Source organism: Burkholderia ubonensis (assembly GCF_001718695.1).
GTDB classification, from domain to species: domain Bacteria; phylum Pseudomonadota; class Gammaproteobacteria; order Burkholderiales; family Burkholderiaceae; genus Burkholderia; species Burkholderia ubonensis_B.
The window spans coordinates 606,824-629,434 of record NZ_CP013422.1; the positions used below are offsets into that span (position 1 = coordinate 606,824).

Genomic DNA, 22,611 nt, shown 5'->3' on the forward strand with positions numbered 1-22,611 from the left:
CGCCATCGGCGCGCGCCGGCCTTCACGCGACGCTCAGAAGCCGCCCGACTTGATCAGCTGGTTGAGGTTCGCGATGTTCAGGCTGCCGAAGCCGGTCGTGTAGTCCCAGCCCTGGCCGGCGGTGTAGCCGTAGCCCTGGTAGCCGTTGTTGCCCGACACCACGTCGTAGCGCACCAGCGACGGATTCGACGGAATGCGCGCATAGAACCTGGCGGCCGGGAAGCCGAGCCCGGTGCCGTTTGCCGCGAGCAGCCGCGCCCAGAAGCCGGAGAACAGCGGCGCGGACAGGCTGGTGCCGCCGATCTGCTGCAGCTGCCCGTAGTTGTAGATGTACGCGCCGGTGCTTTGCGCGGCATCGAACGACACGTCCGGCAGCTGGCGGTTGCTGCCCGACTGCCACGACGGGGCGGGCAGGATCGTGCTGACGCCGCCGCCCGTCGCCCACAGCTTGCCGTTGCCGTCGAGCCCTTCGTTCCAGACCGTCTCGTTCGAGAACGCGCCCGACGAGGTCGTGTACAGCGTCGTGCCGCCGATCGCGAGCACGTGCGGCGACGACGCCGGCCACGACACCGTGTAGTTCGAGCCGTCCGGATAGCCGCGGTTGTTGCATTCGTACACGCCTTCGTCGCCGGACGACACCGAGAACGTTTGTCCTTGCGCGGCAGCCGTCGTGAAGATCTGCTCCTCGGCGTCGAGCGTGCCGTCGGCGTTCGCGTCGGTTTCGCACCAGCCGAGCGACACGTTGATCACTTTCGCGACGTTGTCCGACACCGCGCGGTTGAACGCCTGCGTGAGCCCGGTGTTGCCCGACGCGTTCAGGTCCGCCATGTAGAACACGAGCTTGCCGACCTGGCCGCCCGCTGCTCCCACGATCGACTGGCTGTCCAGATCCCATTCGCCCTGGCCGTCCTGGTCGTCGGTGTAGTTGCCGCCGGTGCCGTTGGTCTTGACGCTCTGCGTCGTCACCGCGCCGTAGCCGTTGCTCGACGTGAAGGTCTTCAGGTCCCGCAGCGTCTGCGCGACGCCGCCGATCGTCATGATGCCGACCGTGACGCCGGCCGCGGTCGGCACGCCGGTCGCGCCGTAGAGGGCCGGGAATTCCTTCGGATAGTGGCCGGTCGCGGTGCCCGCGGCGAGCGCCGTCGGCTTTGCGACGTTGCCGATGCGCAGCAGCGGATGCGCGCGCGCGACGTTCTGCAGCCCCAGCACCGAGCCGACGACGTCGCCGAGCGCGCGCGGCACCTGCGCGGTGGACGCGTTCGCGAAGCCCGAGCGGCCCGCGAACTGGAAGTGCACGAGCGACGTGTTGAACGCGGCCTTGACCGTGCCGGCGGTGCCGCGCGCGGAAACGAGCAGCCGGTTCGGCGCGACCTCGATGTCGACGAAGCCGCTCTTGCGCAGATGGTCGACGACCGACTGAACCTGTGCGTCGGTCGGCGCGTAGTTCGCGAGGAACTGGTCATGCGTGAGGAACTTGCCGTACTGCGCACTGCCGGGCCGGTTGACGTCGCGCGCGAGCTGCTTGAGCTGCGCGGCATTGCGCAGCTTCAGGCTGACCACGACGTTGGTCGTTTCGCCCGCTGCCAGTTCGAGCGACGGCGCCGCACTGCGCGCCATCAGCTGCGGGCCGGTCAGGAAGGCCTTCGTGTGCGTGTCGACCCAGTCCGTCGCGCCGTGCGCCGCGCCGGCGGCGAGGACGAGCGGCCATGCGCAGGCGAGACGGCGGGGCGACGGGAGGGATAGGGCGAACCGCGCGTTCCTTTTCATCGGGTGTCCTTTTGAGGAGAGACGACGTTGCTGGAACCCCCGGCCCTTGTGGGGCCGCGAGCGGTGACGAGCGTAGGGTGTCGGGGTCGTTCAGGTAGCTGGCAGTTTCCATAGCTGTCAGTTCTGACACCGACGTGCCGCGCGCGGGCACTGCGTTGGGTGCGCGCGCAACGGCATGCGCGGACGGACGGAACCGGTTTGCGGCGCGCCGGTGCGACCGTCCGCGCCGTTCGAGCGCATGACGCGTTCGTTGCGGTATCGGAATGTGCGCAATTGCGCGGCGCTGCCGTGCGCGCACGCGTCGTTCGCCTCCGCGCCGGAATGCGGCGCGCGTCGCACTATGTGGGCGCGCGACGGCGCGGGGCCGGGACGCGTGCAGCGCGAGCCGCGACGGCGGGAATTCTCGACCCGTTCGGACGTGCCGGTTTCCCGAACTGTGGAACGTCGCATCGCCGAGCCTTGCAGCGTCCTTTCGGTTCGCGAAGCGCGCGAGCCGATTAGAGGAATTGCTCGAACGCATCCGGATGCCGGGTTCGGCCGAGCGTCCGATGTCCACGGCGCGCCGGTGCGGCGGCGTTTGCGCGCATTCGGTCTACCCGGCTTGCGCGTGCCCCGCGCGACATCCGATCGCAACCAATGTTTGACGCGCGCCGTCCCCGAGCTATTCTCCAATCCATAACCACGAAGTTATTGATTCCAGCATGCAAAGCCCGCACGACCTGCTGTTCAGAACACTTGCCGATCCGACGCGCCGCGCGCTGTTCGAGCGACTGTGTGCGGAAGGCGAGCTGACGGTCGCCGCGCTGACGGCCCGCGCCGGCGTGTCGCAGCCGGCCGTGTCGAAGCATCTGGGTGTACTGAAGCAGGCCGGGCTCGTGAGCGACCGTCACGCGGGCCGGCAGACGCACTACAGCGCGCAGCCGCAGGCGCTGACTCCGTTGCTCGACTGGGCCGGCCAGATGACCGCCTTCTGGCAGAACCGGTTCGATGCGCTCGAAGATCTGCTCAGGAGAATGGACCAATGAACCCCAACCCCGCCGCAACCCGTACCGTCGTCGTCGAACGGGAGCTGTCGCATCCGCCCGAGAAGATCTGGCGTGCGCTCACGCAACCGCATCTGCTCGACGCGTGGCTGATGCAGAGCGATTTCGAACCGGTGGCGGGCCGCGCGTTCAGTTTTCGCGCCGACTGGGGTTCGGTCGACTGCACCGTGCTGACGATCGAGCCGCACCGCGCGCTGTCGTACACGTGGGCCGCTCATGGCCTCGAAAGCGTCGTCACATGGACGCTCACGCCCACGCCGCACGGCACGCTGCTGCGAATGGAGCAAAGCGGCTTCCGCACCGACCAGGAGCAGGCGTACCGTGGCGCGCAGCACGGCTGGCCGCAGTTCTTCGCGTCGCTCGAACAGCTGCTCGCGCGCCCGGACGAGGGCGGGGAGGCCGACGCATGAGCGCCGCCGGGCACGACCTGACGCCGTCCGCGCGCATCGACGCGCTGATCGCCGGAATCGCCGACTGGCGCCGCGACGTCTTTGCCGAGCTGCGCGCGACGATCCTCGCGGCCGACGCCGGCATCGTCGAGGAATGGAAGTGGATGGGCAGCCCCGTCTGGTCGTGCGACGGGATGATCGCGGTCGCGAACGCGCACAAGGGCAAGGTCAAGCTCACGTTCATGCACGGCGCGCAGCTGGCCGATCCCGATGGGCTGTTCAACGCGGGCCTCGACGGCAACGCGCGCCGCGCGATCGACTTCATGGAAGGCGACAAGCTCGACCGGCGCGCGCTGCAGCGCCTGATTCGCGCGGCGATCGACTACAACCGCGCGCATCTGAAGAAGAACGCACGCGCCGCTGCGGGTGCGAAGGCGCGCGGCGGCAAGCAAGCCTAGCGCCGCCGGCCGCTGCGTCGCGCGCCTTTGTACAGACGAAAAAAACCCGACACGAGGTCGGGTATCCAAATCGGCCGCAACCGCCGCGAGGCGGCTGCGGCACCTGCAAAAGCGGAGCGCTTACGCTGCGAGCAGCGAGCGCAGCACGAACGGCAGGATACCACCGTGCTTGTAGTAGTCGACTTCGATCGGCGTATCGATGCGCAGCAGCACCTGCACGCGCTGCGTTTCGCCATCCTTGCGGTTGATCACGAGCGTGACGTCCTGCTGCGGCTTGAAGTCGTCGCCGAGGCCTTCGATGTCGAACGTCTCGTCGCCGGTGATGCCGAGCGACTGGATGCTGTCCGCGCCCTTGAACTGCAGCGGCAGCACGCCCATGCCGACCAGGTTCGAACGGTGGATCCGCTCGAAGCTGCGTGCGATCACGGCCTTCACGCCGAGCAGCTGCGTGCCCTTCGCCGCCCAGTCGCGCGACGAGCCGGTGCCGTACTCTTCGCCCGCGAACACGACGGTCGGCGTGCCGGCGTCGACGTACTTCATCGCCGCGTCGTAGATCGACAGCTGTTCGCCGCTCGGCTGATGGATCGTCAGGCCGCCTTCGACGCGCGTGCCGTCCGCCTTCGCCGGGATCATCAGGTTCTTGATCCGGACGTTCGCGAACGTGCCGCGCATCATCACGTCATGGTTGCCGCGACGCGAGCCGTAGCTGTTGAAGTCGGCCTTCTGCACGCCGTTCTCCTTCAGCCACTTGCCTGCCGGCGAGTCTTCCTTGATCGAGCCTGCCGGGCTGATGTGGTCGGTCGTGACCGAGTCGCCGAAGATGCCGAGCGCGCGCGCGCCCTTGACCGTGACGATCGCGTCGGCCGGCTCCATCGAGAATTCCTTGCCGAAGAACGGCGGCTCCGCGATGTACGTCGACTTCGGCCAGTCGTAGACCTGGCCCGACTCGCCCTCGATCTTGCTCCAGAGGTCGCCCTTCTTGGTCAGCTTCGCGTAGTTGTCCTCGAACTTCTTCGGATCGAGCGCGTACTTGAGCAGCGCGTGGATCTCGTCGCTCGTCGGCCAGATGTCGCCGAGGTAGATGTCCTTGCCGCCCTTGCCCTGGCCGACCGGCTCGGTCATCAGGTCGCGCGTGATGTTGCCGGCGATCGCGTAGGCGACGACGAGCGGCGGCGAGGCCAGGAAGTTCGCGCGGATGTTCGGGTGGATGCGCGCTTCGAAGTTGCGGTTGCCCGACAGCACGGCCGCCGCGACGATGTCGTTCTTCGTGATCGCTTCGTTCAGTTCCGGCGTCAGGTCGCCCGCGTTGCCGATACAGGTCGTGCAGCCGTAGGCGGCGACTTCGAAGCCGAGCTTCGCCAGGTAGGGCAGCAGGCCCGTCTTCGTCAGGTACTCGGTGACGATGCGCGATCCCGGCGCGAGCGACGTCTTGATGTGCGGCGCGACGCTCAGGCCGGCTTCGACGGCCTTCTTTGCCAGGAGGCCTGCGGCCAGCAGCACGCTCGGGTTCGACGTGTTCGTGCACGACGTGATCGCGGCGATCAGCACGTCGCCGTTCTTCACGTTGACGCCGTTGCTCGTCGTGTAGCCGGCGTCCAGGTCTTCCGCCTTCTTCGCGAAGCCGTTTTCCGCGACCGGCTTCGAGAACAGCTCGGTGAACGTCGACTTGACGTTGCCGATCTCGATGCGGTCCTGCGGACGCTTCGGGCCGGCCAGCGACGGCGCGACCGTCAACAGGTCGAGCGTCAGCGTCTTCGTGTAGTCGATCTCGCCGGCCTTCGGAATGCCGAACAGGTCCTGCGCCTTGAAGTAGTTTTCGAACGCGGCGATTTCCGCCTTCGTGCGGCCCGTGCCCTTGAAGTAGTCGATCGTCTTCTCGTCGACCGGGAAGAAGCCCATCGTCGCGCCGTATTCCGGCGCCATGTTCGCGATCGTCGCGCGGTCCGGCAGCGCGAGCGTCTTCGTGCCTTCACCGAAGAACTCGACGAACTTGCCGACGACCTTTTCCTTGCGCAGCATTTCGGTGATGGTCAGCACCAGGTCGGTCGCCGTCACGCCTTCGCGCAGCTGGCCCTTCAGCTCGACGCCGACCACGTCCGGCGTCAGGAAGTACACCGGCTGGCCGAGCATGCCGGCTTCCGCCTCGATGCCGCCCACGCCCCAGCCGACCACGCCGATGCCGTTGATCATCGTCGTGTGGCTGTCCGTGCCGACGAGGGTGTCCGGGTAATAGACCGTGCCGTCTTCGTCCTTCTTCTTGTGGACGCCGCGCGCGAGGTACTCGAGGTTCACCTGGTGCACGATGCCGACGCCCGGCGGCACGACCTTGAACGTGTCGAACGCCTGCATGCCCCACTTCATGAACTGGTAGCGCTCGTTGTTGCGCTGGAATTCCAGCTTCATGTTCAGGTCGAGCGCGTCCTTCTGGCGGAAGTAGTCGATCTGGACCGAGTGGTCGACGACGAGATCGACCGGGACCAGCGGCTCGATCTTCTTCGGGTTCTTGCCCGCGCGCTTCGCGACGCCGCGCATGGCCGCGATGTCGGCGAGCAGCGGCACGCCCGTGAAGTCCTGCAGCACGACGCGCGACACGACGAACGGAATCTCGTCGACGCGCTTGGCGGTCGGCTTCCAGTTCGCGAGCTGCTCGATGTGTTCCTCGGTGATCTTCTTGCCGTCGTAGTTGCGCAGCACGGACTCGAGCACGATCCGGATCGACACCGGCAGGCGCTCGATCTTCGTCTTCAGTTCCTTGCCGAGCTGCGGCAGCGAGTAGAACTTGCCTTTGCCGGAACCGCTGTCGAATTCCTTGAGGGTCTTGTGGAGATTGTGGGCCATGGTGATTTTCCTGGGTTTGAGGCTAGGAAAGAAACTCCGTGTTCTGTACCTGACGGCTAGATCACATACAGATCGACGTACTCATTGACCGGCATCGCTTCGAGCTTTGCCTGGTCCAGCGACACGTCGAGAATCGCTTGTTGCTGCTTTGCCGGGAAGCGGCGGGCGAGGTTGGTCCTGAACTTCTCGACCAGGAGCGGGATGCCGTCGGCGCGGCGTCGCTGGTGGCCGATCGGATACTCGACCGCCACTTCGGCAAGCTTTGATCCGTCCGCGAACTCGATCGTCAGCGCATTCGCGATCGATCGCTTGTCCGGATCGTGGTAATCCTTCGTGAACTGCGGGTCCTCGACGCACGTCGTCTTCGCGCGCAGCGCGTCGATGCGCGGGTCCGCGGCGACCGCGTCCTCGTAGTCGGCCGCGGTCAGCCGGCCGTAGAGCAGCGGCACCGCGACCATGTACTGGATGCAGTGGTCGCGGTCCGCTGGGTTGGCGAGCGGCCCCTGCTTGTCGATGATGCGGAGCGCCGCCGCGTGCGTGCGGATCGTGATCCGGCTGATGTCGTCGGTCGATTTCCCGGTCGCGGCGAGCTGCGCGTGCAGCTGCATGGCCGCTTCGGCGGCCGTCTGCGCATGGAATTCCGCCGGGAACGCGATCTTGAACAGCACGTTCTCCATCACGTACGTGCCGTACGGGCGCTGGAAGCGGAACGGCTGTCCTTTGAACAGCACGTCGTAGAAGCCCCAGGTCCGCGCGGTCAGCGCCGACGGGTAGCCCATTTCGCCCGTCTTCGCGATCAGCGCGAGGCGCACCGCGCGCGACGTCGCGTCGCCGGCCGCCCACGACTTGCGCGAGCCCGTGTTCGGCGCGTGCCGGTAGGTGCGCAGCGCATGGCCGTCGACGAACGCGTTCGAGACCGCGTTGATCAGCTCGTCGCGCGTGAGCCCGAGCAGCTGGCCGACGACGGCGGTCGACGCGACCTTGACGAGCAGCACGTGGTCGAGCCCGACCTGGTTGAATGAATTCTCGAGTGCGATGCAGCCCTGGATCTCGTGGGCCTTGATCATCGCGATCAGCACGTCGCGCATCGCGAGCGGCGTCTTGCCGGCGGCGACGGCGGTGCGCGACAGCCAGTCGGCCGTCGCCAGGATTCCGCCGAGGTTGTCGGACGGATGGCCCCATTCGGCGGCGAGCCAGGTGTCGTTGAAGTCGAGCCAGCGGATCGTCGCGCCGATGTCGAACGCGGCCTTGACCGGATCGAGCTGGAACGACGTGCCCGGGACCTTCGCGCCGTTCGGCACGATCGTGCCGGGTACGACGGGGCCGAGCAGCTTGGTGCAGGCAGGGTAGGACAGCGCCTCGAGTCCGCAGCCGAGCGTGTCGATCAGGCAATGACGCGCGGTCTCCAGCGCGAGCGCGCTGCCGATCCCCGCATCCAGCACGTAGTCGACGATGTCGACGAGTACCGGATCCGGGGCAGAGCGGACGCTGGAGGTCGGGGCGGACATCGAGGGGCCTGGGTGAACGGGCTTAGTTCGTTGCCGGCTTCAGCTCGTTCGATTGCGTCGGCGCCGGCGTGCCTTGCGCCATTTCCGGCGTCATGCACTCGTCCGCGAGGCGCTCGCCGCCGTTCGCGTCGCTGAACAGCATCGCCTTGGTCGGGATCACGACCAGCTTGAACCCGGCTGCCGGATCGTAGAACGTGTCGGCGCCCGTCGTCGTTGCCAGGCGCGGCAGCTTGTAGTTCTTCTTCGCCCAGTGAACCGTGACGACCTGGTCGCGCTTCATGTCGCCGGCGAGGTCGAACGTCAGGCCGTCCTTGCACGCCCACTTGGCTGCGCCTTCCGGCACCGGATCGACCTTCGCGGCGGCGGCGGCTTTCGCCTTCTTGCTGCGCGGGATGATGCGCTTGGCCGGCGCCGGGCGCTTGGCCGTTGCCTTCTTCGCGGTCGTGCCCGCTTCCTGGGCGAACGCGCTCGGAGCCGAGACCAGCATCGTGGCGGACAAGGCGCCGATGGCGGTAGCGATCAGGAGTTTCTTCATGGAGTCAGAACCTTTCGATAATCAGTTGACATGGGCCGGCGGCGTCGGGCCGCCGGCCGGGTAGAACTGCACGCGCCCCGGAAGCGCGCAGCGGCCGCTATTTTCACCTATTTGGCCGCGCATATTTCAGGTTTTCAGGCTCCGTTACGTTTTTTGTCGTTTAGCAAACCGGCGATCGGCTCGCGCTCACGGCGCGTCTGCCGCGGCGGCCGGGCCGAACAGCGGGGCCGCCTCGGCGGGCACCGGCTGGCCCGCGGCCCGCGCGCGGCGCAGCACCGACCAGTAATAGCGGTAGCTCGCGCGGTCGTGCAGCGTGTCGCCGTGCCGTGTCGGACCCCAGTCGGCGGCCTGCGCGGCCAGCAGGATCTCGGCGGCGAGCGCGACTTCGTCGGTGCGGGGCGCGAACGCGTCGACGATCGGCCGGATCTGCGACGGGTGGATGCTCCACATCCGCGTGTACGCGAACTCGTCGCGCGCGCGGCGCGCGTCGTTCGCGACGACGCTCATGTCGCGCACCTCGGTCGTCACGTTGTGCGACGGCGTCTTGCCGTGCGCATGGCAGGCCGCGGCGATCTCGAGCTTCGCGCGGCGCACGAGTGGATGCTCGAACTGGCCGGGCGAGCGCATCGCGCCGTCGGGAATCGCGCCGTGATGCGCGGAGACGAAGTCCATCAGCCCGAAGCTCAGCGTGCCGACGAGCGGCAGTGCGGCGAGGGCGGCCGCGTGAGCGAGCGCGCCGTGGGTCTCGACCAGCACGTCGACCGGAATCGGCCGCGCGATGCCGAGCTCGCGGCGCGTGCCTTCGATGAACGCGCACATCTCGGCGGCGTCGGCGGCGTTCGCGATCTTCGGCAGCGTGATGTAGGCCGGCGCCCGCGCCGCGCGCAGGATGATCCGCACGTCGTCGCGCCAGTGGGGGTGGGAGAAATCGTGGATCCGCGCGCCGACCCGCCCGAAGCGGTTGTCGGCGCTGCCGAGCAGGCCGGCGACCAGCTCCGCGTGCGCGGCTTCCTGGCCGACGGCCGCGCCGTCCTCGCAGTCGAGCGTGATGTCGAACACGGGGCCCGTCTCGGCCTGCAGCGCAAGCGACTTGCGCATCAGCTTCTCGCTGCCGGCGTAGTGATCGCAGCATGGCAGGATCGCGGGCGGGGACGCACCGTCGTACAACACTTCTGCAGGTGTGAGCGCGGACATCTTCTCTACGTCAGGAGGCAGGCCAGCGTGGAAAAATCGGATGCGGGCGCGTTCTGGGCCGGTGGCGGCAAAACGCGTCCGGATCGGATCGGGGGCGCAGCGGGCCGGCGGCATGCCGCCGGCCCGCGCCGCAGCCTTGCCGCCCGCGGGCGGCAAGGCCGGCGCCTTACTTCAGCAGGTGGGCGACGCCGTCACGCTCTTCGAGCAGCTCGGCCAGCGTGCCGTCCATCTTCTCGCGCGAGAACGCGTCGATTTCCAGGCCTTCGACACGCTTGTACTCGCCGTTTTCGCACACGACCGGCACGCCGTAGATGATGTCTTCGGGGATGCCGTACGAACCGTCCGACGGAATGCCCATCGTGACCCACTTGCCGTTCGTGCCGAGCACCCAGTCACGCACGTGGTCGATCGCCGCGTTGGCCGCCGACGCCGCCGACGACAGGCCGCGCGCTTCGATGATCGCCGCGCCGCGCTTGCCGACGGTCGGGATGAACGTGTCGCGGTTCCACACGTCGTCGTTGATCAGCTTCAGCAGCGATTCGCCTTCGGCGGTTGCGAAGCGGAAGTCCGGGTACATCGTCGGCGAGTGGTTGCCCCACACCGCGAGCTTCTCGATCGACGCGACCGGCTTGCCCGACTTGGCCGCGAGCTGCGACAGCGCGCGGTTGTGGTCGAGGCGCAGCATCGCCGTGAAGTTCTTCTTCGGCAGGTCCGGCGCCGACTTCATCGCGATGTACGCGTTCGTGTTGGCCGGGTTGCCGACGACCAGCACCTTCACGTCGCGGCTCGCGACTTCGTTCAGCGCGGCGCCCTGGACCGTGAAGATCTCGGCGTTCGCCGACAGCAGGTCCTTGCGCTCCATGCCCTTCGAGCGCGGACGGGCGCCGACCAGCAGCGCGACGTCGGCGTCCTTGAACGCGACCTTCGGGTCGTCGGTGATCACGACGCCCGCGAGCAGCGGGAACGCGCAATCGTCCAGTTCCATCACGACGCCTTTGACGGCGGCTTGGGCTTGCGGGAGGTCGAGCAGTTGCAGGATGACCGGCTGGTCCTTGCCGAGCAGGTCGCCGTTCGCGATGCGGAACAGCAGCGAGTAAGCGATTTGACCTGCGGCGCCGGTGACGGCAACGCGCTTTGCGGGCTTAGCCATTGAAAATCTCCAGGACGGGTGAAGCGTGGGACGCTAGGGAAAACGCCATTCTATGCGCGTTACGCGAAGCGTTGCTTTGAAGCAGGGCGGAGGACTCGCGGTTGCATGCGTGGTGAACCTGGAGACGGGCCGAGGCACGTGGCCGGGGGCGCGCTTTGCCACCCGCGAACCCTTGCTCGACCCGGAGTTTAGGAGCCGAGGAACGCAAAGTCAAACGGTATCATATGTCTTATATAAGACAGATGTTTTGCGGAATTTGAGTGGACGGAAAAGCGCGGTTTGTGATGAAATGCGCGCCATGACATCGAACCAGGCGAACAACGCGAATCCGACCGGCGCAGGCGGCCCAGGGCAGCCGGGCGCGGCCGAGCTCGCGCCGAACGCCGTCACCGACGTTCAGCCCTTTATACCAGCAGATCAAGGCATTGATCACGCAGAGTCTCGAGTCGGGCGAATGGAAGCCGGGCGAGATCATTCCGAGCGAAGTGGAGCTCGCCGGCCGCTACAAGGTCAGCCAGGGCACCGTGCGCAAGGCGATCGACGAGCTGGCCGCGGAAAACCTCGTGGTTCGCCGGCAGGGCAAGGGCACGTTTGTTGCAACGCACAATGAGGATCGCGCGCAATTCCGGTTCCTGCGCCTCTTGGCCGACGACGGCGCGGAGCACGCGCACGTGAGCCGCCTGCTCGAGTGCCGGCGCGCGCGCGCGCCGGCCGAGATCGCCCGCCAGCTCGACCTGAAGCCGGCCGACCCGGTGGTGCAGGTGCGGCGCCTGCTCGAATTCGAGGGCGAGACGACGGTGCTGGACGAGATCTGGCTGCCGGGCGCGATGTTCCGCGGCCTCACGTTCGAGCGGCTCAGCGAGTACAAGGGGCCGCTCTACGCGATGTTCGAGACGGAGTTCGGCACCCGCATGATCCGCGCGTCGGAGAAGATCCGCGCGGTGGCGGCGGAGCCGGCGGTGGCCGACCTGCTGCATGTGCCGACAGGTTTCCCGTTGCTGTCGGTCGAGCGCGTGTCCTATACATATGGTGACCGGCCGGTGGAAGTGCGGCGCGGCTGGTATGTCACAACCGGGTATTACTATCAGAACGACTTGAGCTGACGATGCGGCTATCGGCTCGTGTCCCGTGCATTCGCGCTCCCCACACTGTCCGCGAAGCACGTTTCGGGCCGCCTTTGTTCGTGTTTGCGTAACGCTCCTGAGCAGGTTTTCGCTGCAGCGCGATATAAAAAGGCGCTAAAATTGCGGATTAGTGTCACAACATAAAGTAGGGGTCTAGCATGACTGATGCAGTAAGAAAGCCGAGGCCGGAATACCGGAACATCGGGTTCGGCGACATCACGATGAAATATCGCCTGCCGCTAGCGGCGAAGGTTTCGATTCTCCATCGAGTCAGCGGTGCGCTGCTGTTCCTGTTCCTCCCGTTCCTGCTGTTCCTCTTCGACCAGAGCCTCACCTCCGAGCTCAGCTTCGAAGGCTTCAAGTTCTTTCTCTCCAACGTCATCGTCAAGCTCATCGTCCTCGCGTTGTCGTGGGCGTTCTTCCTCCATTTCTGCGCCGGCATCCGCCACCTGCTGATGGACATCAACCACGATGCCGTCACCAAGGAGCGCGGCAAGTCGACCTCGGTCGTCGTGATCGCCGTCTCGTCGCTGCTGACCGTCGCGATGGCCCTCAAACTGTTCGGAGCATTCTAAGAAATGGCAGCCAACAACCGAATCGGCTCGAAGCGCCTCGTCGTCGGCGCGCACTATGGCCTGCGCGACTGGCTCGCGCAGCGCGTCACGGCCGCGATCATGGCCGTCTACACGATCATCCTGCTGGTGCTGTTCTTCGGCGCGCACGATTTCTCGTACGAAGGCTGGGCGTCGATCTTCGCCGCGCAATGGATGAAGCTCGCCACCTTCGTGACGCTGCTCTCCCTCTTCTACCACGCATGGATCGGCGTGCGCGACATCTGGATGGACTACGTGAAGCCCGTCGGTGTGCGCCTGCTGCTGCAATCGCTGACCATCGTCTGGCTGCTCGCATGTGCGGGCTACGCCGCGCAGATTCTCTGGAGAGTGTAAAGAATGGCTGCAATCAAAACTTCCCTCCCGCGTCGCAAGTTCGACGTCGTGATCGTCGGCGCGGGCGGCTCCGGCTTGCGTGCGGCGCTGCAACTGTCGCGCGCGGGCCTGTCGGTCTGCGTGCTGTCGAAGGTGTTCCCGACGCGTTCGCACACGGTCGCCGCACAGGGTGGGATCGGCGCATCGCTCGGCAACATGAGCGAAGACAACTGGCACTATCACTTCTACGACACGATCAAGGGCTCCGACTGGCTCGGCGACCAGGACGCGATCGAGTTCATGTGCCGTGAAGCGCCGAACGTCGTGTACGAGCTCGAGCACTTCGGCATGCCGTTCGACCGCAACGCGGACGGCACGATCTACCAGCGCCCGTTCGGCGGCCACACCGCGAACTACGGCGAGAAGCCGGTCCAGCGCGCCTGCGCGGCCGCCGACCGTACCGGTCACGCGCTGCTGCACACGCTGTACCAGCAGAACGTCGCGGCGAAGACGCAGTTCTTCGTCGAATGGATGGCGCTCGACCTGATCCGCGACGCGGACGGCGACGTGCTCGGCGTGACGGCACTCGAAATGGAAACGGGCGACGTCTACATCCTCGAAGGCAAGACCACGCTGTTCGCGACGGGCGGCGCAGGCCGGATCTTCGCGGCGTCGACCAACGCGTTCATCAACACCGGCGACGGCCTCGGCATGGCGGCCCGCTCGGGCATCGCGCTGCAGGACATGGAGTTCTGGCAGTTCCACCCGACCGGCGTGGCCGGCGCGGGCGTGCTGATCACGGAAGGCGTGCGCGGCGAAGGCGGCATCCTGCGCAACGCGAACGGCGAGCGCTTCATGGAGCGCTATGCGCCGACGCTGAAGGACCTGGCGCCGCGCGACTTCGTGTCCCGCTCGATGGACCAGGAAATCAAGGAAGGCCGCGGCGTGGGCCCGAACAAGGACCACGTGCTGCTCGACCTGTCGCACATCGGCGCCGAGACGATCATGAAGCGTCTGCCGTCGATCCGCGAAATCGCGCTGAAGTTCGCGAACGTCGACTGCATCAAGGAACCGATCCCGGTCGTCCCGACCATCCATTACCAGATGGGCGGCATCCCGACCAACATTCACGGCCAGGTCGTCGGCACGTCGCGCGACCACAAGGAGCCGATCAACGGCTTCTACGCGGTGGGCGAATGCTCGTGCGTGTCCGTGCACGGCGCGAACCGCCTCGGCACGAACTCGCTGCTCGACCTCGTGGTGTTCGGCCGCGCGGCCGGCAACCACATCGTCGAGCACGTGAAGAACCAGCGCGATCACAAGCCGCTGCCGGCCGATGCAGGCGAATTCTCGCTGGCGCGCCTGAACAAGCTCGAGAAGTCGTCGTCGGGCGAATACACGCAGGACGTCGCGAACGACATCCGTGCGACGATGCAGAAGCACGCAGGCGTGTTCCGCACGTCGGCGCTGCTGAAGGAAGGCGTCGAGCAGATGGCCGGCCTGAAGGAGCGGGTTGCCAACATCCACCTGAAGGACAAGTCGAAGGTGTTCAACACCGCGCGCGTCGAAGCGCTCGAGCTGGAGAACCTGATCGAAGTCGCCCGCGCGACGATGGTGTCGGCGGAAGCCCGCAAGGAAAGCCGCGGCGCGCACGCGCACAGCGACTACGAGCACCGCGACGACGAGAACTGGCTGCGCCACACGCTGTGGTACAGCGAAGGCGATCGCCTCGACTACAAGCCGGTTCAAATGAAGCCGCTGACGGTCGACTCCGTGCCGCCGAAGCCGCGCACGTTCTAAGCCGAGTCAAAGGAATCCGAAATGGCAAAACGCATTTTTGAAGTCTACCGCTACGATCCGGACAAGGACGCAGCGCCGCGCATGCAGACGTACGAGCTGGACCTCCAGCACGAGCGCATGCTGCTGGATGCACTGGTCAAGCTGAAGGCCGTCGACGAGACGCTGTCGTTCCGCCGTTCGTGCCGCGAAGGCGTGTGCGGCTCGGACGCGATGAACATCAACGGCAAGAACGGTCTCGCGTGCCTGACGAACCTGAACGACCTGCCGCAGAAGATCGTGCTGCGCCCGCTGCCGGGCCTGCCCGTCGTGCGCGACCTGATCGTCGACATGACGCACTTCTTCAACCAGTACCACTCGATCAAGCCGTACCTGATCAACGACGCGCCGCCGCCCGAGAAGGAGCGCCTGCAGTCGCCGCAGGAACGCGACGAGCTCGACGGCGTGTACGAGTGCATTCTGTGCGCGAGCTGCTCGACGTCGTGCCCGAGCTTCTGGTGGAACCCGGACAAGTTCGTCGGCCCGGCCGGCCTGCTGCAGGCTTACCGCTTCATCGCGGACAGCCGCGACACGGCGACCGGCGAGCGCCTCGACAACCTTGAAGATCCGTATCGTCTGTTCCGTTGCCATACGATCATGAACTGCGTCGACGTGTGCCCGAAGGGCCTCAATCCGACGAAGGCGATCGGCAAGATCAAGGAACTGATGGTCCGCCGCGCGGTTTGAGATGAGCGACACCGCGCATCAATCCGACCCGCACCGCCGCGCGCGCCTCCGCTGGCGCGCGCGGCGGGGTCTGCTGGAGAACGATCTGATCTTCGATCGTTTCTTCAGCCGATACGAGCATGACCTCACCGATGCAGACGTGGGCGCGCTGACGCGCCTGCTCGATCTGAGCGACAACGACCTGATGGACTTGCTCCTCGCGCGCAAGGAACCAGAGGGCGACCTTGACAGCCCGGAAGTCCGCCGGCTGCTGGAGATGCTGCGCAACGTCTAACCGCGTTACGCCCGTTATCGAATCCCGTTTCTATATTTCGATTGAGGATGTGCCATGACTCCGTCTGATGTAAAAGCCACGCTATCGTTCAGCGACAACTCGCCTAGCGTCGAACTGCCGATCTACAAGGGCACGATGGGCCCGGACGTGATCGACATCCGCAAGCTGTACGGCCAGACCGGCAAGTTCACGTACGACCCGGGCTTCATGTCGACGGCGTCGTGCAACTCGGCGATCACGTATATCGACGGCGACAAGGGCGAGCTGCTGTATCGCGGCTACCCGATCGACAACCTCGCGCAGAACGCCGATTTCCTCGAGACCTGCTACCTGCTGCTGAAGGGCGAGCTGCCGAACGAAGCGCAGAAGAAGGAATTCGTCGCGACCGTCACGAAGCACACGATGGTGCACGAGCAGATGCAGTTCTTCTTCCGCGGTTTCCGCCGCGACGCGCACCCGATGGCGATCCTGGTCGCCGCAGTCGGCGCGCTGTCGGCGTTCTACCACGACTCGCTCGACATCAACGACCCGCGTCACCGTGAAGTGTCGGCGATCCGCATGATCGCGAAGCTGCCGACGCTCGTCGCGATGGCGTACAAGTACAGCATCGGCCAGCCGTTCGTGTATCCGCAGAACAATCTGTCGTACAGCGCGAACTTCATGCGCATGATGTTCGCGAACCCGTGCGAGGAATACCAGGTCAACGACGTGCTCGTCCGCGCGCTCGACCGCATCCTGATCCTGCACGCCGACCACGAGCAGAACGCATCGACGTCGACGGTCCGTCTGGCCGGTTCGTCGGGCGCGAACCCGTTCGCGTGTATTGCGGCCGGTATCGCATGTCTGTGGGGCCCGGCGCACGGCGGCGCGAACGAAGCCGCGCTGAACATGCTCGAGCAGATCGGCACGCCGGACAACATCCCCGAGTTCATCAAGCAGGTGAAGGACAAGAACTCGGGCGTGAAGCTGATGGGCTTCGGCCACCGCGTGTACAAGAACTACGATCCGCGCGCGAAGCTGATGCGCGAAACGTGCTACGAAGTGCTGAACGAGCTGGGCCTGCACGACGATCCGCTGTTCAAGCTCGCGATGCAGCTCGAGAAGATCGCGCTGGAAGACGAGTACTTCGTGTCGCGCAAGCTGTACCCGAACGTCGACTTCTACTCGGGCATCGTCCAGCGCGCGCTGGGCATCCCGACGTCGATGTTCACGTGCATCTTCGCGATGGCGCGTACGATCGGCTGGATCGCGCAGTGGAACGAAATGATTGCGGATCCGGAGCAGAAGATCGGCCGTCCGCGTCAGCTCTTCATCGGCGACACGCCGCGCGAAGCGAAGCCGATCGGCGCACGCTGAGCCGTATGCGGCGCGAATGGCCGGCAGGCCGTTCGCGTCGGGCGATCGCGATGCGAAGACACCCCGGCGGGTTTGCCCGCCGGGGTGTTTTCATTTGTGCGGCGTGGTTGCCGTCGTGGCCGCGCGCTCCAGCGACGGCGGGCGCGTGTCGAGATCCGCCCGCGCGTCGTCCGCGGGCGGATGGCCGTGACGCAGGAAGAACTGCCGGTACGCGCCGGGCGTCATCCCGCGGGTCGCGAGGAACTGCCGGTTGAAGTTCGCGGCGTTCGGAATCCCGCAACGCGCGGCAACGGTCGCGATAGGCCAGTCGGTGCCGACGAGGTGCCGGCACGCATGCGCGATCCGCAGGCGCTGCACGTAGCGGCCGACGCTTTTGCCGAGATGCCGGGCGAACAGCCGCTGCAGCGTGCGCTCGGACATGTGCGCGACGGCGGCGAGCGCGTCGACGCGCAGCGGTTCGTGGAAGCGCCGGTCGATCGCGTCGAGCACGCGGTCGAGGCGCTCGGCTTCGGGCGCGTCGGAGGCGCGCGTGCGCTCGTCGGGCCGGTCGTACGCCGGTGCGGTCGCGAGAGGTTCGCCGCCGGCTTCGGCGAGCTCGGCGAGCGTGTCGAGCGCCGCGGCGAGTCGCTCGCGCGGCAACGGATCGAGCAAGCGTGGCAGCCGGGCCCGCATCGCGCGGGCCGCGTCGGCGCCGAAGCGCAGGCCCGGCGCCGCGCGCCGCAGCAGCGAACGCAGCGGCGCGTATTCGGGGCAGCAATCGACGAGCCGCCGCACCCAGTCGCCGTCGAACCAGACCACCAGCGCGATCTGCGGCGCGTGCGGATCGATGCGCTCGTTCGACGACCACGTGTGCGGCAAGTTCGGCGGCACGAGCACGAGATCGTCGTCCGCATAGCTCGCGATGTGGTCGCCGATGAAGCGCTTGCCGCGGCTGTTGAGCGTCAGCGTCAGTTCGTACTCCGGATGGCGATGCCATTCGAACGGGATGCGCGCGAGCTTGCGGTGATAGACCCGGATCGAACAGCCGGGCGCGAACGTCACGTGCTCGTATTGCGGTTTCATCGCGGTCTCCGGGCTGCGACACGCGTCGCGCCGTGGCATGATCGTGCGTGATCGTCACGACGGAGCGAAGCCGATGTTTTCACACATTTGCGTGGGCGTCAGCGATTTGGCGCGCGCCTACGATTTCTATGCGCCGCTGTGCGACGCGCTCGGCCTGCGGCTGAAATTCCGCGAGCCGGACGGCTGGTGCGGCTGGATGCCGGCCGGCGCGGACCGGCCGCTGTTCTTCATCGGCCGGCCGCTCGACGGCGGCCCGCCCACGCCGGGCAACGGCCAGACGATCGCGTTCGACGCCGCCACGCGCGAACTCGTCGATCGCTGTCACGCGCTTGCGCTGCAGCGCGGCGGCACCTGCGAAGGGCCGCCGGGCCTGCGCCCGCACTATCACCCCGACTATTACGGCGCGTATTTTCGCGATCCGGACGGCAACAAGCTCTGCGTGGTCTGCCACCGGCCGGAGTGACACTCGGTTGTCAGGATTGTATCGATAGTTGACCGGATCGCGGTAAGGGACGGGATGCGGCGGCACTAAGCTGGCGTCACGTTCCAACCCCAGGACTGGAGACCCCGATGCCACTGACTATCGACGACCTGCCGGCCGCGATTCGCGCCGCGAAACGGACGCTGCGCGCGGATCTGCCCGGCTATGCCACCGCGTTCCGCGAACTGGAGGGGGACATCGCGCGACAGGTCGATGCAATTCGCCGCGCGCACGCGCGCGGCGACGACGTGATTCCGGTGCTGCCGTTCGCGCACATCGCGAACGGGACGGTCGATCCGCTCGCGATCGACGCGCTTCGCGCGCGCGGCGCGTGCGTGATCCGCGGCGTGTTCGACGCACAGCAGGCGCGCGACTGGAACGACGAGATCGGCGCCTATCTCGACGCGAATCGCCTGGCGGACCGGCTGCACGCGCGCGCCGAGGACCGCTACTTCGGCAACCTCGCGTCGGGCAAGCCGCAGATCTACGGCGTCTACTGGTCGAAGCCGCAGGTGGCCGCGCGCCAGTCGCCGGCGCTCACGCAGGCGCGCGTGTTCCTGAACCGGCTGTGGCGTCATGCGGACGGCGTGCGTGCGCACTTCGATCCGGAGCAGGTGCCGGCCTATGCGGACCGGATTCGCCGCCGGCCGCCCGGCTCGACGTCGCTCGGACTGTCGCCGCACGTCGACGGCGGGTCCGTCGAGCGCTGGCTCGGCGCGAACTTCCGCCAGGTCTACCGGCACGTGCTGGCCGGCAACTGGCGCGCATACGACCCGTTCGACGCGGCGTTTCGTCCCGATGTCGAGGAGATTTCGTCGCCGGCCGTGTGCTCGATGTTCCGCACGTTCCAGGGCTGGACCGCACTGACGCCGCAGGGGCCCGGCGACGGCACGCTGCAGCTCGTTCCGGTCGCGAACGCGATGGCGTACGTCGTGCTGCGCGCGCTGCAGGACGACGTAGCCGACGACGACCTGTGCGGCGCGCGTCCCGGCCGCGCGCTGTCGATCCTGCCCGAGTGGCATGCGCCGCTGCTCGACGCGCTGGTGCCGATTCCACACATGGAGCCGGGCGATGCGGTGTTCTGGCATGGCGACGTCGTGCACGCGGTCGAGGATGCGCATCGCGGCAGCGGCGACAGCAACGTGATGTATATCGCCGCCGCGCCGGGCTGCGCGAAGAACGACGCGTATCTGCGGCGCCAGCTGCCCGCGTTCCTGCGCGGCGAAAGCCCGCCGGATTTTCCGGCCGATCACTTCGAGGTCGATTTCGACGGGCGCGCATGCGAGCGCGATCTGACGGGGCTGGGCCGCGAGCAGATGGGGTTCGAGCCGGGCGCTTGATGGACCGACGGCGCGCGCGCCGTCGGTCCATCGGCGGCATCAGCATCCACGGCATCCGAGGTATCCGCCGCATCCGCACCATGCCGCTTGCGATTCCATTCGGCCTCCAATTCGTCGTGCGCGCTCGCCGAAGGCCCGACCATTCCCAACCGCAAGCATGATGCCCCACGTGCGCCCGCGCGCGCGCCGGGCTACCATCGCGCTGCGCGCGGCATGCCGGACAGGGCCTTCGGTACGCCGCCCGTTTCCCGATCGATTCCGCGTCCAGCACACAACATGACAACACAGCCGAACCGCGTTTCTTCCTCTCCATTCGTTTCCGCCGCGAGCGTGCGTGGGCTTGCCGATGCGGTGCGCCACGGCGCGTGCCGTGCCGTCGACGTGGCCGATGATGCACTCGCGCGCCTCGCCGCCATTGCGCCGCTCAATGCGATGGTGCACGTCGATGCCGAACTCGCACGCCGCACGGCCGAGCGCATCGATGTGCGTATCGCACAAGGCGACGCGCTGCCGCTCGCCGGCGTGCCGTTCGTCATCAAGGACAACCTCGACACCGCCGACATGCCGACGCTCGGCGCGAGCCCGGCAGTGAACGGCTATCGCGCGACGCACGATGCGCTGACCGTCCGGCGCCTGCTCGACGCCGGCGCGGTGCCGCTCGGCAAGGCCAACATGCACGAGCTCGCGTTCGGCATCACGAGCGGCAACCGGCAGTTCGGTGCGGTCGGCAACCCGCACGACCCGCGCCGTATCGCGGGCGGCTCGAGCGGCGGTACGGCCGCGGCCGTCGCGGCCGGCATTCCGTTCGGCCTCGGCACCGACACCGGCGGGTCGGTGCGCATTCCCGCCGCATTTTGCGGCGTGTACGGCTTGCGGCCGTCCGCGCAGCGCTATTCGTCGCACGGCGTGCTGTCGCTGTCGCACACGCGCGATACGGTCGGGCCGATCGCCCGGCACATCGACGATCTGCTGCTGCTCGATGCGGTGCTGACGCGTGACGACGGCATTGCCGCCGCACCCGGCTGGTCGCAGCTGCGCATCGGCGTGCCGGCCGCGCCGTATTTCGACGAGCTGGATCCCGGCGTCGCGGCCTGCATCGAACGCGCGCTCGCGTCCTGCGCGGCGGCCGGCGCGACGCTCGTGCCGTTGCCCGCGCGGCAGCTGCACGACGCGAGCGAAGCGTGCGGCTTTCCGATTGCGGCATTCGAGGCCAGCCTGTACTGGCGCCGCTTCGCGACGCAACGGCTGGGCATCCCGTTCGACACGTTCGTCGAACGGATCGCGAGCGACGACGTCCGCGCGATCTTCCGTTCGTTCGTATCCGCGCCGATCGATGCACAGTCCTACGCCGATGCGCTCGACTGGCGTCGGCGCATCGTGCGCTGGTACGACGACGCATTCGGTACGCCGGTCGACTGCATCGCGATGCCGACGGTGCCGGGCGAGGCGCCGTTGCTCGACGCCACCGCCGCGATGACGGCCGCGCAGGACGCGGCGCTGTTCGCGCGCGTCGCGCGTCAGACCTCGCCCGCGTCGCTCGCCGGTGTACCGTCGGTGTCGCTGCCGGCCGGCCGCTCCGCGCAAACGGGGCTGCCGGTCGGGCTCATGCTCGAAGGCCCGTGGGGCGGCGACCGCCGCCTGCTGGCGATCGCGGCACGGGTCGACGCACGGCTGCGGGACGACGCGGCACGCGCGTAAGCCTGCGCATGCCGCGCCACTTCAGGCCAGATACGCCTTCATGAAATCGACCCACGCGCGCACTTTCTGCGGCACGTGTCGCGTCGACACGTACAGCGCGTACACGCTTTGCCGCGGAAACCGGTAGCCCGGCAGCGCATCGACCAGCACGCCGCGCGCGAGATCGTCGCGCACGAGCCATTCCGGCAGCAGCGCGACGCCGCTGCCTTGCCGGGCCAGCTCGCGCAGCACCGACGCGTTGTCGACCACCACGCGCGGCTTCGCGCCCGGGCGAAACGCATGCGGGTTGCCGTCGCGATCGGTGAGCGTCCACGTGGCGATCCGCTCGAGCCGCGTATGGCCGAGTTGCGGCAGCCGGGCAAGCAGCTCCGGCGAGCCGATCTGCGACAGGCCGGCCTCGGCGAGCAGCGAAGGCGCGATCACCGGCCGCACCTCGTAGGTCGCGAGGCACGCGCCGCGGTAGGGCAGATCCTGGAACTGCTCGAGGCGGCCGAGCCGGATCGCGACGTCGAAGCGGTCGCGCACGAGGTCGACCTGCGACGTATGCGTCTCGAGCCGCACCCGCAGCGCGGGATGCTGCTGCGTGAACGCGTGCAGCGCCGGCGCGACGACCATCGACGCATATTCGACCGTCGACGCCACCCGCAGGCTGCCGTGCATGCCGCCGTGCTCGCCGCGCGCGTCGTCGATCGCGCTGTCGGCTTCGTCGAGCACGCGCAGGCAGCGCGTGTAGAAGCGCTCGCCCGCGTCGGTCAGTTCGACCCGGCGGGTCGTGCGTGTGAGGAGCGTCACGCCCAGTTCGGCTTCGAGCTGCTTGATGTTGAAGCTGACGGCCGCGCGCGCCTGGTTCAGCGCGGCCGCGGCGGCCGTGAACGAGCCCGCTTCGGCCACGGCGCGGAAGACGGCGAAACGATCCAGGCTCACCATGGCGTGTCGGATGCTGGG

At 67.3% G+C, this 22,611-nt stretch carries 20 protein-coding genes and 1 pseudogene; 13 read left to right on the forward strand and 8 right to left on the reverse strand.

The features are described from left to right. Positions 1 to 33: 33 nt before the first annotated feature. The gene (locus WJ35_RS22600; RefSeq protein ID WP_069240048.1) at positions 34 to 1,767 is read right to left on the reverse strand and encodes a S53 family peptidase; all 1,734 of its coding nucleotides are present in this window, start codon (positions 1,765 to 1,767) and stop codon (positions 34 to 36) included. A 701-nt stretch (positions 1,768 to 2,468) separates the two neighbouring features. On the opposite strand from WJ35_RS22600, the gene WJ35_RS22610 reads away from it, so the two are divergent. Genes WJ35_RS22610 through WJ35_RS22620 form a run of 3 tightly spaced genes read left to right on the forward strand, consistent with a single transcriptional unit; the run spans position 2,469 to position 3,657 of the window. Further along, positions 2,469 to 2,792: an ArsR/SmtB family transcription factor gene (locus tag WJ35_RS22610; protein ID WP_014724723.1), complete on the forward strand. Its 324-nt coding sequence runs from the start codon at positions 2,469 to 2,471 to the stop codon at positions 2,790 to 2,792. After that, the gene (locus tag WJ35_RS22615) at positions 2,789 to 3,220 is read left to right on the forward strand and encodes an SRPBCC family protein (protein WP_046424693.1); all 432 of its coding nucleotides are present in this window, start codon (positions 2,789 to 2,791) and stop codon (positions 3,218 to 3,220) included. Before WJ35_RS22610 ends, WJ35_RS22615 begins: the two co-directional genes overlap by 4 nt. Beyond that, a complete protein-coding gene (locus tag WJ35_RS22620; protein WP_011881709.1) occupies positions 3,217 to 3,657 on the forward strand; it encodes a DUF1801 domain-containing protein in 441 nt (146 codons plus the stop codon). Before WJ35_RS22615 ends, WJ35_RS22620 begins: the two co-directional genes overlap by 4 nt. 120 nt (positions 3,658 to 3,777) lie before the next feature. On the opposite strand, the gene acnA is transcribed toward WJ35_RS22620, so the two are convergent. The 5 genes from acnA to WJ35_RS22645 all read right to left on the reverse strand — a co-directional run bounded on the left by acnA (position 3,778) and on the right by WJ35_RS22645 (position 10,882). Next, positions 3,778 to 6,495, reverse strand: coding sequence for an aconitate hydratase AcnA (gene acnA / locus WJ35_RS22625; RefSeq protein ID WP_060233940.1), 2,718 nt, complete (start codon positions 6,493 to 6,495; stop codon positions 3,778 to 3,780). A gap of 56 nt (positions 6,496 to 6,551) precedes the next feature. Further along, complete coding sequence (locus WJ35_RS22630) at positions 6,552 to 8,003, reverse strand: bifunctional 2-methylcitrate dehydratase/aconitate hydratase (RefSeq protein ID WP_060233941.1); 1,452 nt, start codon at positions 8,001 to 8,003, stop codon at positions 6,552 to 6,554. 22 nt (positions 8,004 to 8,025) lie between these two features. Beyond that, a complete protein-coding gene (locus WJ35_RS22635; RefSeq protein WP_060233942.1) occupies positions 8,026 to 8,538 on the reverse strand; it encodes a hypothetical protein in 513 nt (170 codons plus the stop codon). 186 nt (positions 8,539 to 8,724) lie between these two features. Further along, positions 8,725 to 9,732: an HpcH/HpaI aldolase/citrate lyase family protein gene (locus WJ35_RS22640; protein ID WP_060233943.1), complete on the reverse strand. Its 1,008-nt coding sequence runs from the start codon at positions 9,730 to 9,732 to the stop codon at positions 8,725 to 8,727. 166 nt (positions 9,733 to 9,898) lie between these two features. Continuing rightward, entirely contained in the window at positions 9,899 to 10,882 is a 984-nt protein-coding gene (locus WJ35_RS22645; RefSeq protein ID WP_010089177.1) for a malate dehydrogenase, read from the reverse strand. 298 nt (positions 10,883 to 11,180) lie between these two features. Here WJ35_RS22645 and WJ35_RS22650 point away from each other — a divergent pair. The 7 genes and pseudogenes from WJ35_RS22650 (at position 11,181) to gltA (ending at position 17,085) form a co-directional block, all read left to right on the forward strand. Beyond that, a pseudogene (locus tag WJ35_RS22650) lies at positions 11,181 to 11,985 on the forward strand (GntR family transcriptional regulator). A 179-nt stretch (positions 11,986 to 12,164) separates the two neighbouring features. After that, positions 12,165 to 12,581: a succinate dehydrogenase, cytochrome b556 subunit gene (sdhC, locus tag WJ35_RS22655; protein WP_010089179.1), complete on the forward strand. Its 417-nt coding sequence runs from the start codon at positions 12,165 to 12,167 to the stop codon at positions 12,579 to 12,581. A gap of 3 nt (positions 12,582 to 12,584) precedes the next feature. Next, positions 12,585 to 12,953 carry a succinate dehydrogenase, hydrophobic membrane anchor protein gene (gene sdhD, locus WJ35_RS22660; RefSeq protein ID WP_010089180.1) on the forward strand — a complete coding sequence of 123 codons (369 nt, stop codon included), beginning with the start codon at positions 12,585 to 12,587 and terminating at the stop codon, positions 12,951 to 12,953. A gap of 3 nt (positions 12,954 to 12,956) precedes the next feature. Beyond that, positions 12,957 to 14,732 carry a succinate dehydrogenase flavoprotein subunit gene (gene sdhA / locus WJ35_RS22665; RefSeq protein WP_060049230.1) on the forward strand — a complete coding sequence of 592 codons (1,776 nt, stop codon included), beginning with the start codon at positions 12,957 to 12,959 and terminating at the stop codon, positions 14,730 to 14,732. A 21-nt stretch (positions 14,733 to 14,753) separates the two neighbouring features. Further along, the gene (locus WJ35_RS22670; protein WP_010089182.1) at positions 14,754 to 15,455 is read left to right on the forward strand and encodes a succinate dehydrogenase iron-sulfur subunit; all 702 of its coding nucleotides are present in this window, start codon (positions 14,754 to 14,756) and stop codon (positions 15,453 to 15,455) included. Position 15,456: 1 nt separating this feature from the next. Further along, positions 15,457 to 15,729 (forward strand): succinate dehydrogenase assembly factor 2, encoded by a 273-nt coding sequence (locus WJ35_RS22675; protein ID WP_010089183.1) that lies wholly within the window; start codon positions 15,457 to 15,459, stop codon positions 15,727 to 15,729. A 54-nt stretch (positions 15,730 to 15,783) separates the two neighbouring features. Next, entirely contained in the window at positions 15,784 to 17,085 is a 1,302-nt protein-coding gene (gene gltA, locus WJ35_RS22680; RefSeq protein ID WP_010089184.1) for a citrate synthase, read from the forward strand. Positions 17,086 to 17,175: 90 nt separating this feature from the next. On the opposite strand, the gene WJ35_RS22685 is transcribed toward gltA, so the two are convergent. Next, complete coding sequence (locus WJ35_RS22685) at positions 17,176 to 18,147, reverse strand: helix-turn-helix domain-containing protein (protein ID WP_060234089.1); 972 nt, start codon at positions 18,145 to 18,147, stop codon at positions 17,176 to 17,178. A 73-nt stretch (positions 18,148 to 18,220) separates the two neighbouring features. On the opposite strand from WJ35_RS22685, the gene WJ35_RS22690 reads away from it, so the two are divergent. The 3 genes from WJ35_RS22690 (at position 18,221) to iaaH (ending at position 21,666) form a co-directional block, all read left to right on the forward strand. Next, complete coding sequence (locus tag WJ35_RS22690) at positions 18,221 to 18,610, forward strand: VOC family protein (RefSeq protein WP_060234090.1); 390 nt, start codon at positions 18,221 to 18,223, stop codon at positions 18,608 to 18,610. Between the two features lie 107 nt (positions 18,611 to 18,717). Beyond that, positions 18,718 to 19,968 carry a DUF1479 domain-containing protein gene (locus WJ35_RS22695; protein WP_069240049.1) on the forward strand — a complete coding sequence of 417 codons (1,251 nt, stop codon included), beginning with the start codon at positions 18,718 to 18,720 and terminating at the stop codon, positions 19,966 to 19,968. A gap of 276 nt (positions 19,969 to 20,244) precedes the next feature. Continuing rightward, complete coding sequence (gene iaaH / locus WJ35_RS22700; protein WP_080484416.1) at positions 20,245 to 21,666, forward strand: indoleacetamide hydrolase; 1,422 nt, start codon at positions 20,245 to 20,247, stop codon at positions 21,664 to 21,666. 21 nt (positions 21,667 to 21,687) lie between these two features. Here the strand turns inward: iaaH and WJ35_RS22705 are convergent, their stop codons facing one another. After that, positions 21,688 to 22,593: a LysR family transcriptional regulator gene (locus WJ35_RS22705; protein WP_069240051.1), complete on the reverse strand. Its 906-nt coding sequence runs from the start codon at positions 22,591 to 22,593 to the stop codon at positions 21,688 to 21,690. Positions 22,594 to 22,611: the final 18 nt, after the last annotated feature.

Excerpts from the sequence above, each read along its gene's own strand:
- iaaH (WP_080484416.1), top strand. The coding sequence starts at position 20,245 with ATGACAACACAGCCGAACCGCGTTTCTTCCTCTCCATTCGTTTCCGCC.
- sdhA (WP_060049230.1), top strand. The coding sequence starts at position 12,957 with ATGGCTGCAATCAAAACTTCCCTCCCGCGTCGCAAGTTCGACGTCGTG.
- WJ35_RS22675 (WP_010089183.1), top strand. The coding sequence starts at position 15,457 with ATGAGCGACACCGCGCATCAATCCGACCCGCACCGCCGCGCGCGCCTC.
- WJ35_RS22640 (WP_060233943.1), bottom strand. The coding sequence starts at position 9,732 with ATGTCCGCGCTCACACCTGCAGAAGTGTTGTACGACGGTGCGTCCCCG.
- WJ35_RS22600 (WP_069240048.1), bottom strand. The coding sequence starts at position 1,767 with ATGAAAAGGAACGCGCGGTTCGCCCTATCCCTCCCGTCGCCCCGCCGT.
- WJ35_RS22685 (WP_060234089.1), bottom strand. The coding sequence starts at position 18,147 with ATGAAACCGCAATACGAGCACGTGACGTTCGCGCCCGGCTGTTCGATC.
- WJ35_RS22645 (WP_010089177.1), bottom strand. The coding sequence starts at position 10,882 with ATGGCTAAGCCCGCAAAGCGCGTTGCCGTCACCGGCGCCGCAGGTCAA.
- WJ35_RS22610 (WP_014724723.1), top strand. The coding sequence starts at position 2,469 with ATGCAAAGCCCGCACGACCTGCTGTTCAGAACACTTGCCGATCCGACG.
- WJ35_RS22630 (WP_060233941.1), bottom strand. The coding sequence starts at position 8,003 with ATGTCCGCCCCGACCTCCAGCGTCCGCTCTGCCCCGGATCCGGTACTC.
- WJ35_RS22615 (WP_046424693.1), top strand. The coding sequence starts at position 2,789 with ATGAACCCCAACCCCGCCGCAACCCGTACCGTCGTCGTCGAACGGGAG.
- WJ35_RS22705 (WP_069240051.1), bottom strand. The coding sequence starts at position 22,593 with ATGGTGAGCCTGGATCGTTTCGCCGTCTTCCGCGCCGTGGCCGAAGCG.
- gltA (WP_010089184.1), top strand. The coding sequence starts at position 15,784 with ATGACTCCGTCTGATGTAAAAGCCACGCTATCGTTCAGCGACAACTCG.
- WJ35_RS22695 (WP_069240049.1), top strand. The coding sequence starts at position 18,718 with ATGCCACTGACTATCGACGACCTGCCGGCCGCGATTCGCGCCGCGAAA.
- sdhD (WP_010089180.1), top strand. The coding sequence starts at position 12,585 with ATGGCAGCCAACAACCGAATCGGCTCGAAGCGCCTCGTCGTCGGCGCG.
- acnA (WP_060233940.1), bottom strand. The coding sequence starts at position 6,495 with ATGGCCCACAATCTCCACAAGACCCTCAAGGAATTCGACAGCGGTTCC.
- WJ35_RS22690 (WP_060234090.1), top strand. The coding sequence starts at position 18,221 with ATGTTTTCACACATTTGCGTGGGCGTCAGCGATTTGGCGCGCGCCTAC.
- WJ35_RS22620 (WP_011881709.1), top strand. The coding sequence starts at position 3,217 with ATGAGCGCCGCCGGGCACGACCTGACGCCGTCCGCGCGCATCGACGCG.
- sdhC (WP_010089179.1), top strand. The coding sequence starts at position 12,165 with ATGACTGATGCAGTAAGAAAGCCGAGGCCGGAATACCGGAACATCGGG.
- WJ35_RS22670 (WP_010089182.1), top strand. The coding sequence starts at position 14,754 with ATGGCAAAACGCATTTTTGAAGTCTACCGCTACGATCCGGACAAGGAC.
- WJ35_RS22635 (WP_060233942.1), bottom strand. The coding sequence starts at position 8,538 with ATGAAGAAACTCCTGATCGCTACCGCCATCGGCGCCTTGTCCGCCACG.